This is a genomic window from Mesorhizobium sp. M0664, assembly GCF_040320565.1.
GTDB lineage: Bacteria > Pseudomonadota > Alphaproteobacteria > Rhizobiales > Rhizobiaceae > Mesorhizobium.
Genome location: NZ_JAMYPW010000009.1, coordinates 71038 through 86771, shown reverse-complemented (window position 1 = coordinate 86771; position 15734 = coordinate 71038). Strand labels below are relative to the sequence as shown.

13 protein-coding genes are annotated in these 15734 nt (G+C 63.1%); 6 read left to right on the top strand and 7 right to left on the bottom strand.

Annotated features, from left to right (window positions below; translation table 11 throughout):
* The first annotated feature begins 102 nt into the window (after positions 1-102).
* Positions 103-1344, top strand: coding sequence for an acyl-CoA dehydrogenase family protein (locus NKI39_RS12585; protein ID WP_352832140.1), 1242 nt, complete (start codon positions 103-105; stop codon positions 1342-1344).
* 7 nt (positions 1345-1351) lie between these two features.
* Entirely contained in the window at positions 1352-2368 is a 1017-nt protein-coding gene (locus NKI39_RS12580; protein ID WP_352832137.1) for a phosphotransferase family protein, read from the top strand.
* 46 nt (positions 2369-2414) lie between these two features.
* On the opposite strand, the gene ftsZ is transcribed toward NKI39_RS12580, so the two are convergent.
* The gene (gene ftsZ, locus NKI39_RS12575) at positions 2415-3422 is read right to left on the bottom strand and encodes a cell division protein FtsZ (protein WP_023677189.1); all 1008 of its coding nucleotides are present in this window, start codon (positions 3420-3422) and stop codon (positions 2415-2417) included.
* Positions 3423-3644: 222 nt separating this feature from the next.
* Positions 3645-4763, bottom strand: a complete 1119-nt coding sequence (locus NKI39_RS12570; protein WP_352832102.1) for an NAD(P)/FAD-dependent oxidoreductase — start codon at positions 4761-4763, stop codon at positions 3645-3647.
* A 166-nt stretch (positions 4764-4929) separates the two neighbouring features.
* Here NKI39_RS12570 and NKI39_RS12565 point away from each other — a divergent pair, with 166 nt between their 5' ends.
* The gene (locus tag NKI39_RS12565; RefSeq protein ID WP_352832099.1) at positions 4930-6306 is read left to right on the top strand and encodes an aspartate aminotransferase family protein; all 1377 of its coding nucleotides are present in this window, start codon (positions 4930-4932) and stop codon (positions 6304-6306) included.
* Positions 6307-6388: 82 nt separating this feature from the next.
* On the opposite strand, the gene NKI39_RS12560 is transcribed toward NKI39_RS12565, so the two are convergent.
* From NKI39_RS12560 to NKI39_RS12540, 5 genes are all read right to left on the bottom strand, one after another.
* Positions 6389-7501 (bottom strand): nucleotidyltransferase family protein, encoded by a 1113-nt coding sequence (locus NKI39_RS12560; RefSeq protein WP_352832096.1) that lies wholly within the window; start codon positions 7499-7501, stop codon positions 6389-6391.
* Between the two features lie 268 nt (positions 7502-7769).
* The gene (locus NKI39_RS12555; RefSeq protein WP_352832093.1) at positions 7770-8864 is read right to left on the bottom strand and encodes an alcohol dehydrogenase family protein; all 1095 of its coding nucleotides are present in this window, start codon (positions 8862-8864) and stop codon (positions 7770-7772) included.
* Between the two features lie 9 nt (positions 8865-8873).
* Complete coding sequence (locus NKI39_RS12550; RefSeq protein WP_352832092.1) at positions 8874-10253, bottom strand: aspartate aminotransferase family protein; 1380 nt, start codon at positions 10251-10253, stop codon at positions 8874-8876.
* A 35-nt stretch (positions 10254-10288) separates the two neighbouring features.
* Positions 10289-11782, bottom strand: coding sequence for an NAD-dependent succinate-semialdehyde dehydrogenase (locus NKI39_RS12545; RefSeq protein ID WP_352832089.1), 1494 nt, complete (start codon positions 11780-11782; stop codon positions 10289-10291).
* 127 nt (positions 11783-11909) lie between these two features.
* Positions 11910-12401 carry an Lrp/AsnC family transcriptional regulator gene (locus tag NKI39_RS12540; protein WP_352832087.1) on the bottom strand — a complete coding sequence of 164 codons (492 nt, stop codon included), beginning with the start codon at positions 12399-12401 and terminating at the stop codon, positions 11910-11912.
* Between the two features lie 82 nt (positions 12402-12483).
* On the opposite strand from NKI39_RS12540, the gene ehuR reads away from it, so the two are divergent.
* The 3 genes from ehuR to ehuB all read left to right on the top strand — a co-directional run bounded on the left by ehuR (position 12484) and on the right by ehuB (position 15694).
* A complete protein-coding gene (ehuR, locus tag NKI39_RS12535; protein WP_352832084.1) occupies positions 12484-13869 on the top strand; it encodes a MocR-like ectoine utilization transcription factor EhuR in 1386 nt (461 codons plus the stop codon).
* 122 nt (positions 13870-13991) lie between these two features.
* Positions 13992-14777, top strand: a complete 786-nt coding sequence (gene ehuA / locus NKI39_RS12530) for an ectoine/hydroxyectoine ABC transporter ATP-binding protein EhuA (RefSeq protein WP_023677199.1) — start codon at positions 13992-13994, stop codon at positions 14775-14777.
* 65 nt (positions 14778-14842) lie between these two features.
* Entirely contained in the window at positions 14843-15694 is an 852-nt protein-coding gene (gene ehuB, locus NKI39_RS12525; protein ID WP_023677200.1) for an ectoine/hydroxyectoine ABC transporter substrate-binding protein EhuB, read from the top strand.
* Positions 15695-15734: the final 40 nt, after the last annotated feature.

Sequence of the window (15734 nt, the reverse complement as noted above, 5' to 3'; positions counted from 1 at the left end):
CGGCCGGCGAACTGCTGTTGCTCCCATTCAACGACGGCAGTTACACTACCGGCGCGACCATCGGAGCCGATGGCGGCATCTCGTTTCATCCTTGTGAGCGCCATGAATTTCGACATTTCCGTCCGAACCGAGGCCTTCCGCAGCCGGATCGCCGATTTCGTCGAGCGCGAAATCCTGCCGCTCGAGGCTGACAAGGCTTGCTATGACGGCCATGGCAATATTGCACTGCCGCTGCTTGAAACGCTGCGCGGCAAGGCGAAAGCAGCCGGCCTGTGGTGCCTGCAGCTCAAACCCGAGACCGGCGGGGCCGGCCTTTCCAAGGTGGATATGGCCGTCTGCTATGAAGAGATGAACCGCTCGATCTTCGGTCCGGTCGTGTTCAATTCCGCGGCCCCCGACGATGGCAATATGATGATGCTGGAACGGTTGGGAACGCCTGAGCAGAAGCAAAGATGGCTGAAACCGATCGTCGAGGGCAAGGTGCGCTCGGCCTTTGCAATGACGGAACCGCACCCGGGCGGCGGCTCCGACCCGTCGATGATCATGACCAGAGCCGAACGGCGTGGCGACAGATATGTCGTCACAGGCCGCAAATGGTTCATCACCGGCGCGCAAGAGGCGAGCCACTTCATTCTCATTGCGCGCACTTCGGACGATCCGCGTCACGGCCTTTCGGCCTTGCTGTTCCACAAGGACCAGCCGGGCTGGCGGATCGTGCGGCGCATCGAAATCATGGGACCGGAAGAACATGGCGGCCATTGCGAGCTGGAGTTCGACGGCCTGGAAGTCCCGGTCGAGGACGTGCTTGCCGGCGAAGGCAGCGGCCTCCGGGTTACCCAGGTCCGGCTCGGTCCGGCGCGGCTCACCCATTGCATGCGCTGGCTCGGTCTTGCCAAGCGCTGCATCGAGATCGCGCGCGCCTATGCCGCCGAGCGTAGCGGTTTCGGGCAGCTTTTGGCCGACCGTGAGAGTATCCAGCTGTTGCTCGGCGACCTTGCCATGCGCATCGAGATCGGGCGGCTGCTGGTGATGAAGGCGGCCTGGGAGCTCGATCGCGGTGGCTTTGCCCGCAAGGAGGTCTCCATGGCCAAGATCCAGGTCGCCAACGTGCTGCATGACGCCGCCGACGTGGCGATCCAGATCAACGGCGTCCGCGGCTATTCGAAAGACACTGTACTCGAATGGATCTACCGCTACGCCCGCCAGGCTCGCCTGGTCGACGGCGCCGACGAGGTCCACAAGATGGTGCTCAACCGCTTTCTCAACGAGGAAGGTGTGGGCTTCTGGCGCTGGCATGTCGAAGCCGGCAGACAAGACGAAACAGGTCGCGGCGGGAACCGCTGAGCCGGCAATGAGGATGGATTTCGATCCGGTACGCCTGGAGGATTTTCTGAGAGCGCATTTTGGCGATGGCCAAATGTCGCTTGAGCGGATCGTCGGCGGCCAATCCAACCCGACCTACTTCGTCGACTATGGCGGCCGCCGCATGGTTCTGCGCAAGAAACCTCCGGGACCGATCCTGCGCGGCGCTCATGCGGTCGATCGCGAGTACCGGGTGATCGAGGCGCTAGCATCGACAAAGGTGCCGGTGCCGCGGCCGGTGCTCTATCACGACGGCGACGAGCCGCTCGGCACGCCGTTCTATCTGATGCCGCGGCTCGACGGCCGGGTGTTCCACGATGGCGCGTTGCCGGGACTGGCGCCGGACGAGCGGCGCGGCATCTATTTCGGCATGGCCGAGGCGCTGGCAAAGCTGCACGCAGTCCGGCCGGAAGAGGTTGGGCTCGGCGACTATGGCCGTCCCGGGAACTATTTTGAGCGACAGATCGCGCGCTGGACCAGACAGTTGCGGGAATCGCCGAGTGAGCGCATTACCGCGCTCGAAGCCGTCGCCGAATGGCTGCCGCGACATCTTCCGCCAGATGACGGCCACGTTTCGATCGCGCATGGCGATTTCCGTCTCGGCAATCTCATCTTCCATCCCGAGCGGCCCGAGGTGATCGGCATACTCGACTGGGAGTTATCGACCCTCGGCCATCCGCTTGCTGATCTCGGCTTCTGCTCGATGCCCTGGCATTCCTCATCGGACGAATATGGCGGCATCCTCGGCCTTGATCAGGCAGCCCTCGGGATTCCGACACAGCGCGAATTCCTCGATCATTACTTCGCCCACGCCGTGCCGACGGCGCCGCTCCAGCGGTTCCATCTGGTGTTTGCCATGTTCCGCTTTGCCGTGATCTTCGTCGGCATCGCCGACCGCGTGCTGGCCGGCAGCGCGGTTGCGGCCGATGCGGCCGACGTGGCACCCCTGGCCGGCCGTTTTGCTGCACGCGCCATGGAAGTCATCGACGGCGCGCGGCCGTGGTGACGCGAGGCTGGCAATCAGCTGAGCGAACCGCACGCGATAACGCTGTTCAGTTCATGCGAACTTCCGGTTCGGCAAGCAGTGGAATCTCCAGGCCACGCCGCAAGCCGGTCGCCACGACCGATACCCTGAATTTTCCGGCGAGTGCCTTGTCGAAGATGGCGCCGACGATGATGTCGGCATCGTTGTCGACCTCCTCGCGGATGCGGGTAGCGGCTTCGTCGACCTCGAACAGCGTCATGTCCATGCCGCCCGATATCGAGACAAGGACGCCCTTGGCGCCCATCATCGAAGCTTCGTCGAGCAGCGGGTTGGCGATTGCCGCTTCCGCTGCCTTCTTGGCACGGCCTTCTCCGGCGGCTTCGCCGGTTCCCATCATGGCGCGGCCCATGTCGCGCATCACTGACTTCACATCGGCGAAGTCGAGATTGATCAGGCCTTCCTTGACGATCAGATCGGTGATGCAGCCGACACCCGCATAGAGGACCCGGTCGGCCATGGCGAAGGCGTCGGCGAACGTGGTTCTGGCGTCGGCGATCCTGAACAGGTTCTGGTTGGGAATGACGATGACGGTATCGGCGCTTTCGCGCAGGCGCTCGATGCCCTCATCGGCAGCGTACATGCGGCGCCTGCCTTCGAAGACGAATGGCTTGGTGACGACGGCAACGGTCAGTATTCCGGCTGCCCGCGCTGCCTGTGCTATAACAGGCGCGGCACCAGTGCCGGTTCCGCCTCCCATGCCGGCGGTCACGAAGCACATGTGCGTTCCAGCAAGGTGATCCATGATCTCGTCGATGGATTCCACGGCCGCGGCACGGCCGACCTCGGGCAGGGACCCGGCGCCGAGACCTTCGGTGATATGAGCGCCCAACTGGATCAGCCTCGTTGCCTTCGACATGGCAAGGGCCTGGGCATCGGTGTTGGCGACGATGAATTCCGCGCCCTGCAGGCCTTCGGCGATCATGTTGTTGACGGCGTTGCCGCCGCCGCCGCCGACCCCGACGACGGTGATCTTGGGCCTCATCTCCGAGATTACCGGCCTCGTCGCGGTGTTCATTGCCGTTCTCCCTGGATACGCCGAGTGGTCGCTGGAAGCTTGTCCCGGGCGCACTGCGAAAACTCTGAACCGGGCAGTGCGAATCAGGACAGCCCCAGAATGCAGGGAATCAGAGCGCGGAGCGGGCTGCAAGTGCGCGATGTGCCTCATAGGCGACTTGCGTCTGAAAGTTCACGCAATGCGCCTTGATACAGTGCAGATCGCGGCGCGGGGCGCCGCACGCTACAACTTCGGCGCGAGGCACTGCGCGACGTGGTCGGCAATCGTCAGGCAGGAGGTCAGGCCGGGGCTTTCGATGCCGAACAGGTTGACCAGGCTATCCACGCCGTGCACCGCCACGTCCTGGACGACGAAGTCGGCATTGGCCTCACCGGGACCGGACAGTTTTGGCCGGATGCCGCTGTAAGCGGGTTGCAGGCTGCCATCGGCCAGGTCCGGCCAGTATTTGCGGATCTCGCTGTAGAAGCGCTCGCCACGAGCCGGGTCGACGCGGTAGTCGAGTTGATCGATCCATTCGACGTCCGGCCCGAAGCGGGCGACGCCATCAAGGTCGAGTGTCAGATGAACACCGAGCCCGCCGGGTTCGGGCACCGGATAGACCAATCGCGAGAACGGCGCCCGTCCGGCCGCCGAAAAATAATTGCCCTTGGCATAATGGAGCTTTGGCACCAATTGCTGATTGAGCCCTTCAAGCGAACCGGCAAGTGCTGCGGCGCCAAGCCCGGCGGCATTGACGAAACGCGGAGTGGCGATCTCGAAGCGCTCGCCGCCGGCAGCGTCCACCGTCTCGAGCACGACGCGGCCTGCTTCGATGCGGCCGGAGGCGATGCGCGTGTTGAGACTAAGTGCCGCCCCGTGCTCCTCGGCGTCGCCCAACAGGGCGAGCATCAGGGCATGGCTGTCGATGATGCCGGTGGCGGGCGACAGCAGCGCCGCCGTGCACTTAAGGCTGGGCTCCAGCGTATGCGCCTCGGCTTCGCTCAAGCGCAACAGGTCGCCGGCGCCGCAAGCGCGTGCATTGGCCCGGATTGAGGCGAGCACCGGCTCCTGTTCGGCACTTGTGGCAACGATGAGCTTGCCGCAGCGCGCGTGTGGGACCGCCCGCTCCTCGCAATAGCGATAGAGTCTTTCCCGGCCGGCCACGCAGAACCGGGCTTTCAGCGATCCAACCGGATAGTGGAGGCCGGCATGGATGACCTCGGAATTGCGCGAGCTTGTCCCGGTGCCGATAGCGTTCTCGGCTTCCAGGACCAGCGTATCGATGCCGCGCTGCGCCATCTCTCGCGTGATCGCCAGGCCAACAACGCCGGCGCCGGCGACAATGCAGTCGACATGGTCCACGGTTAGGTCAAGCCGAAGTTCTGCATGCGTCCATCCATCCGCTGGCCCTGCCGAAAGCGCTTGACACTATACCGTTCGAGAAAGATGCATCAAACGGCATAACGCACGGGGACCTGCCGAGCCGGACCGGCGGCAGGATTGTTCCGCGTCAGCATCAGGAGCCGTCATGGACGCACGACCGAATTCACCCGAAGCCCGCGACATAAGCTTTCACATGCATGGCTATACGAATGCGCGCAAGCATCAGGAGTCGGGGCCGCTCGTCATCGAGAAGGGCGACGGCATCTATGTCGAGGACCTTGCCGGCAACCGCTATATCGAGGCGATGGCGGGGCTCTGGAGCGTCGCGGTCGGCTTTTCGGAGAAGCGGCTGGTCGATGCGGCAGTACGGCAAATGTCGAAGCTGCCTTACTATCACGATTTCGGCTCCAAATCGCATTCGCCGCTGATCGATCTCGCCGAGAGACTGGTGCAGATGGCGCCGGTGCCGATGAGCAAGGCGTATTTCACCAATTCCGGCTCCGAGGCCAACGATACGGCCATGAAGATGATCTGGTACCGGTCGAATGCGCTCGGCCAGCCGGCGCGCAAGAAGATCATCAGCCGCAAGAAGGGCTATCACGGCGTCACTATCGCCTCGGCGAGCCTGACCGGACTGCCCAACAACCACACTTCGTTCGATCTGCCGATCGCCAATGTGCTGCACACCTCGACGCCGCACCATTGGCGCGAGGCGCTGCCGGGTGAAAGCGAAGAGCTGTTTTCGACGCGGCTTGCCGACGAGCTGGAAAAGCTGATCCTGGCCGAAGGACCGGAAACCATCGCCGCCTTTTTCGGCGAACCGATCATGGGCGCCGGCGGCGTCATCGTTCCGCCGGCCGGCTACTGGGAGAAGATACAGGCGGTGCTATCGAGATACGACATCCTGCTCATCGCCGACGAGGTGATCTGCGGCTTTGGCCGAACAGGTGAGATGTTCGGCTCGCAGACCTTCGGCATCAGGCCCGACATCATGGTGTTATCGAAACAGATCTCTTCGTCCTACCTGCCGATCTCGGCCCTGCTGATCAATGACAAGGTATTCGAGCCGATCGCCGACGAAAGCAACCGTATCGGCACCTTCGGCCACGGTTTCACCGGCGGCGGCCATCCCGTTGCGGCAGCGGTCGCGCTCGAGAACCTGAAGCTGATCGAGGAGCGCGACCTTGTCGGCAATGCGCGTGCGGTCGGCGCGCATATGCAGAAGCGGCTGCGCACGCTCGCTTCGCACCCGCTTGTCGGCGAGGTGCGCGGCATCGGCCTGATTTCGGCGGTCGAACTGGTCGGCGACAAGGCAAACAAGGCGCCGTGGGGCACGGTTGGTGCCTTGGGCGGACTCGTCAACGGTTTCATGCAGCAGAACGGCGTCATCTCGCGCAATATGGGCGATGCGCTGGCTTTCTGCCCGCCGCTGATCATCACCGAGCCGCAGGTCGACCAGTTGATCGACGCGTTTGAACGGTCGCTCGAGGCTGCCGCCAAGCAGGTCCGATCGCAGAGCTGAATAGGCAAAGTCGATTTTGAAACCTGAAAACAAAAACGCCTCGGCGACGGCTGGCAGAAGGTTACCCTCCACACCGTTACTTTTAGTCTCCGTGCTTTGTTTTCGCAGATGAGCCGCTAAATCCTTCCAGTTCTTCGCCGATTCCTGAAAGTGCGTTGACGATCGTCGCCTCGATGTCGCCACGCTGTTTCTGGGGAATCAAGCCAAGTCCTTTTTGTATCGCTTCACGCCAATGTTTCCCCCTGTCCCACGCTTCCGAAAACGCGATGGCGAGATCGTCCTGGCGACGGGTAGCTTCCAGTGCCTCGACCAGAAGTGCTGCCTGGTGGACATCCTTTTCCCGCTTGCCCACGCCGTTTGCGTTGTTCTGTCGGCGCGAGGCAACGATCAGCTTGTGAACCGCATATCGTCCGGGCGACGGTACCACGACAGGCACTCCCGATCGATGCAGCAGCACAGTTCTGATTGGTTCGTGGATCAGGAAATCGAGAAACCGAAGAGGCTGCGCGGATGCACCGCCCAAAGACGGCATCGAGGTTGCATGATCGGCGTAGTCATCGCTGCCCGTATTCGGTGTAAGGAACTCGACCTTGTATCGGACTGCGTTCTCGAATTGCGTCGCGTGTCCGGGATCTGATCTGTGAGGGATTTCCCTGAAGGTTGGGTCGATCTCCCTCAAGATTTCGAGGATGGGCGGCAGGCTGTCCTCGACCGCGGCCGACGCGGAATGGAATAGGGCGAAGTCTGCATCGCCCGTCTGCAACGCTGCACCGGGCAGCTTCACGCCCAGATAGCCAGCGTAGGACTGAAAGGCGACTGTGCCGACCAGGACGCCGCGCAAGCGGAAGATGTCAGCCTTCCCCAGCGCCTCGACGACATCCCCGGTGAACCTTTCGGGCTCTGTTAGCCCTGCCTCGCGCACGAGCGTGGATACCAGCTTCCTGCGGGCGCGGAGGTCGTCCTTGATCTGACGGAAGGATTCGACGCGTTTTGCAATCTCGGGATCGCTGTCAGGCCCGACATACCGTCGCGTCTTCGTCGGCTGCGTTTCCTCGAAATACCAGTATACCTTGCCCTTGACGGGCACCTTGACGAGATTGCCCGTCGTAGGGAAATCCGTTTCGAAGGCTGCGTCCAAGGATCGCTGGACGAGTTCCGCATACATCGTGCGGTAAACGAGGTCGACCGTCTTCATGTCGGGCGGCTCCGGTTATAAGAAAAATGCGGTTCTCTTATAGCGGCATGACCTCAAGGGACGCAAGCGAGGTTATAAGAAAATCGCGAAAATCTTATAACGCAGGAGAGGGTCAGGAATCCTTGTTGCCGGCGTGCAGCCAAATCAGAATGGGTTTTGCTCATTCAGATAAACAAAGCCATCACGAAAACGCTGCTTGGATGTGGCGCTCGACCTCACCGCGTCCGCGAACGGCCCGAGCCTGTCATAGGCGTTTGTGGTCGACGCGCTATTTGGCGGCCGCATCCGGTACGACCACCAGCTTGCCGACGAAATCCTTGCCGATGAAATCCGCCTGTGCACGGTGGAAATCGGAGAGCCGGTAGACGCCGCCGACCAGCGGCCGGATTTTCTTGTCCTCGATGTAACGCACGATGCGGCGGAAATCCGCCCGCGTGCCTTGGCTCGAGCCATGCAGTTGGAGCTGTTTCAGGTACATGGTGCGCAGGTCGAGCTGGACGACCGGGCCGGCGATCGCGCCGGCCGTGGTGTAGCGGCCTTCGGGCCTCAAGATGCGCAAGAGGTCATTGAAGATGGCGCCGCCGACCAGATCGGCGACCACGTCGATTGGCCGCCCGCCGGTCGCCGCGCTGACGGCGGCCGGCAGATCGGCAACGCCACGGGTGATCACCGCCTCGGCGCCGATCTCACGCACGGCCTGTTCCTTGCCCTTGCCGGCAACCGCATAGGGAATGGCGCCGCGCGCCCGCGCCAGCTGCACGATGCCGGAGCCGACGCCGCCAGAGGCGCCGGTGACAAGCACACGCTCGCCGGCTTTCAATGCGGCGCGTTCCAGCATCTGCTCGCCGGTGAGATAGGCGCAGCAGAAAGTGGCAAGCTCGACATCGCTCAGATCGGTGTCGACGACATGGGCGTTTTCGGACGGTACTGCCTGGTATTCAGCATAGCCGCCGTCGCGGCCATGGCCCATATAGTCGATGTCGGCGAGTGAATCGTCGTCGCGATTGTAGATGGAGAAATCGACCATCACCCGCTCGCCGATGCGGGCCGGCGACACGCCGTCGCCGACGGCAATGATGTTGCCGACCGTGTCGGTGCCCTGGATGCGCGGGAAGCTCAGCGTATTGCCCTGACGACGCCAGGTCGACACAGCGGCGGCATCCTCCTCCGTGCCATAGGCGCCCTGGCGCACCCAGACATCGGTGTTGTTCATGCCGCAAGCGGTGACCTTGACCAGCACCTCGCCCCGGGCGGGCGAGGGCACTTTCACGTCGGTGCGGTAGACGAGCTTTTCCGGTCCGCCGTGCCCGATCAGTTGCACGGCGGCCATGGTGGCGGGGAGGGTCTTGGGCATGGCATTCATGTCGGCTCTTCAGATATTTGCAAACACGCTCTTCACCGCGTCGGCCGTCCTCGACACGACGATATCGGCCTCTTGCCGCGTCAGGCAGAGCGGCGGCGCGAAACCGAGAATGTCGCCCTGCGGCATGGCCCGGCCGATGACGCCGCTTGCCGCAAGGGTGGTCGCGACCTGCGGCCCGATTTTATGCGAGGCGTCGAAGAATACGCGATCGTTCTTGTCGGCGACGAACTCGATCGCCGCCAGCATGCCGTCGCCGCGCACCTCGCCGACGTTTTTGTGGCCGCCGACAGCTTTCGTCAGCTCGGCGCGGAAATAGGCGCCGGTCTCGCCGGCGTTCCGCACCAGGTCCATCTCGTCGATCAGTTCCAGGTTGGCGACGCCGGCGGCGACGCAGATCGGATGCGCCGAATAGGTCCAGCCATGACCGAGCGAGCCGAGCTTGTCTGAACCCTGCACCAGCACCTGCCAGACCTTGTCTGACACGATGACGCCCGACAGCGGCGCATAGGCCGAGGTCAGGCCCTTGGCGATCGTGATCAGGTCGGGCTTGATGCCGTAGTGGTCGGAGCCGAACATGGTGCCCAGCCGGCCGAAGCCGGTGACGACCTCGTCGGCAACCAGAAGCACGTCGTATTTCTTCAGCACCGCCTGGATCTTCTCCCAGTAGCCGGCCGGCGGCGGCACGATGCCGCCGGTGCCGAGGATAGGCTCACCGATGAACGCGGCGACCGTCTCCGGCCCTTCGGCGAGAATCATCTCCTCGAGCTTGTCGGCACAGTGTTGCGAAAACTGCTCCTCGCTCAGCGAGCGGTCGGCACGGCGGAAGTAGTAGGGCGCCTCGGTGTGCAGGACCGGCGCACGCGGCAGGTCGAAGGCGTTGTGGAACAGGTCGAGGCCGGTCAGCGATCCGGTCATGATGCCGGAGCCGTGATAACCGCGCCAGCGCGAGATGATTTTCTTCTTCTCCGGCCGGCCGAGCACGTTGTTGTAGTACCAGATCAGCTTGATATTGGTTTCGTTGGCGTCGGAACCGGAGAGCCCGAAATAGACCCTCGACATGCCCTCGGGCGCACGGTCGATGATCATCTTGGAAAGCGTGATCGATGCCTCGGTGCCGTGCCCGACATAGGCGTGATAATAGGCGAGGTTCTTGGCCTGTGCGGCGATGGCGTCGGCGATCTTCTGACGGCCATAGCCGACATTGACGCAGTAGAGGCCGGCGAAAGCATCGATGCTCTTGCGACCGTTATTGTCCCAGATGGTGACGCCTTCGCCGCCGGCGATGATGCGGGTCGGCGATTCACCCCGTGCATGCGTGCCCATATGGGTCGAGGGATGGAAGAAGTGATCGCGGTCCCAGGCGGCGAGTTCGTTTGACTGGTCGAGCATCTTTTTACTCCTGAGGAAAAGTGTCGGGCGCGGTTCTAGGCCACGTCCAGGCAGAGATATTTGAGATCGGTAAAGGCTTCGAGCCCGTGACGCGAGCCCTCCCGGCCGATGCCGGACTGCTTGACGCCGCCGAACGGGATCGGCGCGCCGGTGATCCTGACGCGATTGATGGCGACCATGCCATAGTCGAGCGCGCGGCCCATGCGCAATTGCCGGCCGCCGTTTTCAGTGACGACATAGGCGACCAGGCCGTACTCGGTGGCATTGGCGCGGGCGGCGACTTCCTCTTCGCTGTCGAAGGGCGTCACGGCCGCAACCGGACCGAAGGTCTCCTCGCGCATGATCAGGGCGTCGTCGTCAACATCGGCCAGCAGCGTCGGCTGGTAGAACAGCGGCCCGGCAGGATGGCGCTTGCCGCCGGTCAGGCAACGCGCGCCTTTGGCGAGCGCATCGGCCACCTGCTCCTCGACCTTCTTGACGGCGCGGTCGTGCATCAAGGGTCCGATTTCGGTGTCGTCAGCGAGGCCATTGCCGGTCCGCAATGCCTCGACGCGTTTGGCGAAAGCAGCGCAGAACCGATCGTAGAGCGGACGCTGGACATAGATGCGGTTGGCGGCGAGGCAGTCCTGGCCGGAGGTCGCAAATTTGGCGTCGACGGCGATGGTCACCGCCTTGTCGAGATCGGCGTCGGCAAAGACGATCAGCGGCGCATGCCCGCCAAGTTCCATCACCAGACGCTTCATCGTCGGCGCACTCTGCGCGGCGATCAACCTGCCGACCTCGGTCGAGCCGGTGAAGCTCATGGCGCGAACGCGCGGGTCTTCGCACATCCGCCCGACGATGGTCGAAGCCCTGCCGGTGAGGACGTTGAACACGCCAGCCGGCAGGCCGGCACGTTCGCCAAGCTCGGCCAGCGCCAGTGCCGACAGCGGCGTTTCCGAGGAAGGATGCGCGACGATGGTGCAGCCGGCGGCAAGCGCGGCCGCCGCCTTGCGGGTCAGCATGGCCGCTGGAAAATTCCACGGCGTGACGACGCCGACGACACCGAGCGGTTCGCGTCGCACCACCATCTCGGCATTTGGCAAATGGCTGGTGACGCTTTCGGCGTTGAGACGTTTGGCCTCCTCGGCATACCACTCGACAAAAGAGGCTGCGTAGTCGATCTCGCCGCGCGATTCCTTCAGCGGCTTGCCTTGTTCGAGCGTCATCAGCAGGGCCAGGTCATTTTTGGCGGCGACGATCAGATCGAACCATTTTCGCAAGATTTTCGACCGTTCCTGCGGCAGCAATGCGCGCCAGGCAGGAAAGGCGCGCGATGCCGCATCGATCGCCAATGTCGTCTGCCGGGCATCGAGCGCGGCAACGAAAGCGACGGTGGATCCGGTGGCCGGATCGGTCACCTCGAAACTCTCCGCGGTCTCGCTCGCCGTCCAGTGGCCAGCGACATAGGCGAGTTCGCGCAGCAGCCGTCGGTCGGCGAGGCGGTCAAGTGCTTCATGGCGCCGCGAGCGGGCAAAATGTGCGGACATCATCGGGCTCCCGGTTCGGGTGATGCCGCAAGACTATCTCTGCCGCGCAAACAGAGAAGCTGTTTGCGTGCCTGCACGTAGAGAGATTGTCTCTATTGCACCGAGCGCGCAGACGATCTCTCCGATATCAGGAAGATGTCGGCAACAGGTCCGCCACCGGCAGCACACTCTCCTCCTTCACCGTCTTGGTGACGATATATGTGAAATAGCGGTCGATGCCGATCTCCCGCTCGAGCAGAGTGTCGACCAGCCGCTGATAGGCGTCGATGTCGCGCGCCATCACCTTCAGCAGGTAATCGACGCCGCCGCCGACAGACCAGCAGGCGACGATCTCGGGGATGTCGCGGATGACGCGCTCGAAACGGTCGAAATCGGCCTGGCGATGGCTGGCAAGCGTCACCTCCATCAGCACGGTAGCGACCGGCGCGATGGCGCGCATGGCGATCCTGGCATGGTAGCCCGAGACGATGCCGGCCTTTTCCAGCTTGCGCAGCCGCATCCAGCACGGCGTCGGCGACAGGCCGACTTTCTCGGCCAGCGCCAGCTTGGTGATGCGCCCGTCGCGCTGGATGGCGTCGAGGATTTTCAGATCGATCGGATCGAGTTTCGCTGCAGCCATGATCGCCCACTTCCAGTGCCGGACACCATGACGGCGCATTATTTCGATTGTCAATTGCACTGATTTCGATCTCTAATAAGTCATGACATTTTGGCGACCAGATCCCGCTCTTATCCGGCGGCCGGCTTATCAATCGCTCGCCGACCAGTTCGCGCGCGCCATCCACGACGGGCGCCTGGCCAATGGCGCGCGCTTGCCGACGCACCGGCAACTGGCCGACGATCTGCAACTTTCCGTGCAGACGGTCAGCCGCGCCTACGAGGAATTGATTCGCCGCGGGCTGGTGTCCGGCGAGGTCGGCCGCGGCAGCTTCGTGCAGACGCAGCGCCGCGAGCCGGAGCCGCCCTATCTGCCCGAGCGGCTGGGCGAGCTCATCGATCTCTCCATCCTGAAGCCGGTCTGCGAACCGATGCATCTGGAGCGGCTGAGGCAGGCGCTGGGCTGGCTCGCCGAAAACCTGCCGTCGAGCTCGGCGCTGTCGTTCAGGCCGAACATGGTGTTCCCGCGCCACCGCGCGGTGGGTGTCGAGTGGCTGCGCCTCTGTGGCCTCGACGCGTCGCCGCAGAACATCAGCCTGACCAACGGCGCCACCGCAGGGATGACAGTGGCGCTGATGAGCGTGGCGCCGCCCGGCTCGACCGTCGCCACTGAGGCGATCGGTCACCACACGCTGATCCCGCTGGCGCGTTATCTCGGCTTCAACCTTGAGGGTTTGCCGATCGACGACAATGGGCTGATCCCGGAAGCGCTGGACGAGGCCTGCCGGCTGTCGGACATCCGCGCCGTGTTCGTGCAGCCGTCGGTGATCAACCCGACGGCCACCCTGATGGATGCCGGCCGGCGCGAACAGATTGCCGCCGTTGCGCGCAGGCATGACATCGCCATTATCGAAAACGACGTCCTCGGCCCGTTGGTCGAGGACAGGCCGCCGCCGGTAGCCGCCTTCGCGCCTGAGCGCACGCTCTACGTCACCTCCTTTACCAAGATCGTGGTGCCGGGCCTGCGCATCGGCTATCTCGCGGCGCCCGATCGTTATGTCGCCGCGGTCGCCAATCGCCATCTCGTCTCGAACTGGATGGCGACGCCGCTGGTGGCCGAGATCGCCACCAAATGGGTGACCGACGGCACCGCGATGGAACTCGTTCGATGGCAGCGCCTGGCTTTGCGGCGGCGTCTGGACATCGCCGCCGAGGTGCTTGCCGGAGTGGACTATCGGGCTCATCGCGACGGGCTGCATGTCTGGCTGCGGCTGCCCGAGGATCGCGGCGAGGAAAGCTTTGTGTCCCAGGCGCGCCTGCAGGGCGTGGCGATTGCGCCCGGTACGTCGTTTCGCATTTCGCAGATGCCTTGGCATCCAGCCGTACGGATTTCGCTGGGCTCGACCACGGAGGGGGAACTGCGTGCCGGTCTCGGCGTTGTCACCAAGCTTCTGCTCGGCGATCCCGAGCATCTCCTGCTTGCCATCTAGGGAACAAATGGCGGGGAATTGTGCGGAGTTCGAAATATTGTCATGATATTATTTTCTTGATTGACATGATTTGCCGCGATCCGCATCGTTAAAGGCATAGCTTCTCCAGCACGGGAAATTCATTGTCGGCGCCCATCATCAAGATCGACGGTATTTCGAAAAGCTTCGGCACCTTCAAGGTGCTGGACGGCCTCTCGATGCAAGTCATGCCCGGCGAGAAGCTGGCACTGATCGGTCCATCGGGTTCGGGCAAGACGACGATTCTGCGCATCCTGATGACGCTAGAGCGTATCGACAGCGGCCACATCCAAGTCGACGGTGAACAGTTGTACCACATGGAGCGTAACGGCCGGCTGCTGACGGCCGATGAACGGCATTTGGCAAAGATGCGCCAGAAGATCGGCATGGTCTTCCAACTGTTCAATCTGTTTCCGCACAAATGTGTCATCGACAATGTGACGCTGGCACCGATGCTGACCAAAGGCGTGCCGCGGGCCGCCGCCGAAAAGCGGGCGATGGAACTGCTCGACATGGTCGGCATGGTCGACAAGGCCAAGGCGATGCCGGCGCAGCTTTCAGGCGGCCAGAAGCAGCGCGTCGCGATTGCGCGGGCGCTGGCGCTGTCGCCGAAGATCATGCTGTTCGACGAGGTCACCTCGGCGCTCGACCCTGAGCTCGTCGACGAGGTGCTCAACGTCATGCGCAAGCTCGCCGCCGAGACCGACATGACCATGCTGCTGGTCACCCACGAGATGGGTTTCGCCCATGACTTCGCCGACCGGGTGCTGTTCTTCGATCGCGGCAGAATAGTCGAGGAGGGCAAGCCCGACGAGATTTTCCGCCATCCCAAACAGGAGCGCACGCAAGGTTTCCTGAAGAAGATCATTGCGGCCGGACATCGGGTCTGACTGCCATGCGAGGCGGCAACGCCTCAAGCAAGCCAAGAAGACAGACAAACAAGGAGTTGGGAACAATGAAGAAATTTGCCATTTTGGCCGGCGTCGCCGGTATTGCGCTGACGGCGGTGCTGGCCGCCTCGACGGCCGGCTCGGCCGACGACAGCAAGCTCGAAGAGCTTAAGGCGCAAGGCTTTGCCCGCGTCGCCATCGCCAACGAGCCGCCCTATACGGCGGTCGCTGCCGACGGCAAGGTTTCGGGTGCGGCGCCTGACGTTGCCCGTGAAATCTTCAAACGCCTTGGCGTCAACGATATCGTCGCCTCGATCTCGGAATATGGCGCCATGATCCCCGGCTTGCAGGCCGGCCGTTTCGACGTCGTCACCGCCGGATTGTTCATGAAGCCGGAACGTTGTGCTGCGGTCGCCTATTCGGAACCGGTGCTGTGCGACGCCGAGGCGATGCTGGTGAAGAAGGGCAACCCGAAGGGCTTCAAGAGCTACGAGGACGTCGCGAAGGACGCGAGCGCCACGATCGGCGCGCCGGGTGGCGGCACTGAAGAGAAGCTGGCGCTCACCGCAGGTGTGCCGCGCGAGCGCGTCATCGTCGTGCCGGACGGCCAGAGCGGCCTGAAGATGCTGCAGGACGGCCGCATCGATGCTTATTCGCTGCCCGTGCTGTCGATCAACGACCTGGTCAAGAAAGCCAATGATCCGAACCTCGAAGTCATCGCGCCGGTGGTCGGTGCGCCGGTCTATTGCGACGGCGCGGCCTTCAAGAAGGGCGACGAAGCGCTGCGCGACGCCTATGATGTCGAGCTGGCGAAACTGAAGAAGTCCGGCGAGTTCGCCAAGATCATCGAGCCTTACGGCTTCTCGGCGGCGGCGGCAATGTCGACGAGCCGCGACAAGCTCTGCTCGGCGAAGTAAAAAGTGCCGCTCACCCTAGCTTCTCCCCGTCAAAAACGGG

Coding starts and splice junctions, on each gene's coding strand:
- ehuB (WP_023677200.1), top strand. CDS start 14,843: ATGAAGAAATTTGCCATTTTGGCCGGCGTCGCCGGTATTGCGCTGACG.
- NKI39_RS12550 (WP_352832092.1), bottom strand. CDS start 10,253: ATGCTCGACCAGTCAAACGAACTCGCCGCCTGGGACCGCGATCACTTC.
- NKI39_RS12580 (WP_352832137.1), top strand. CDS start 1,352: ATGAGGATGGATTTCGATCCGGTACGCCTGGAGGATTTTCTGAGAGCG.
- NKI39_RS12560 (WP_352832096.1), bottom strand. CDS start 7,501: ATGAAGACGGTCGACCTCGTTTACCGCACGATGTATGCGGAACTCGTC.
- ftsZ (WP_023677189.1), bottom strand. CDS start 3,422: ATGAACACCGCGACGAGGCCGGTAATCTCGGAGATGAGGCCCAAGATC.
- ehuR (WP_352832084.1), top strand. CDS start 12,484: ATGACATTTTGGCGACCAGATCCCGCTCTTATCCGGCGGCCGGCTTAT.
- NKI39_RS12555 (WP_352832093.1), bottom strand. CDS start 8,864: ATGAATGCCATGCCCAAGACCCTCCCCGCCACCATGGCCGCCGTGCAA.
- NKI39_RS12565 (WP_352832099.1), top strand. CDS start 4,930: ATGGACGCACGACCGAATTCACCCGAAGCCCGCGACATAAGCTTTCAC.
- NKI39_RS12585 (WP_352832140.1), top strand. CDS start 103: ATGAATTTCGACATTTCCGTCCGAACCGAGGCCTTCCGCAGCCGGATC.
- NKI39_RS12540 (WP_352832087.1), bottom strand. CDS start 12,401: ATGGCTGCAGCGAAACTCGATCCGATCGATCTGAAAATCCTCGACGCC.
- NKI39_RS12545 (WP_352832089.1), bottom strand. CDS start 11,782: ATGTCCGCACATTTTGCCCGCTCGCGGCGCCATGAAGCACTTGACCGC.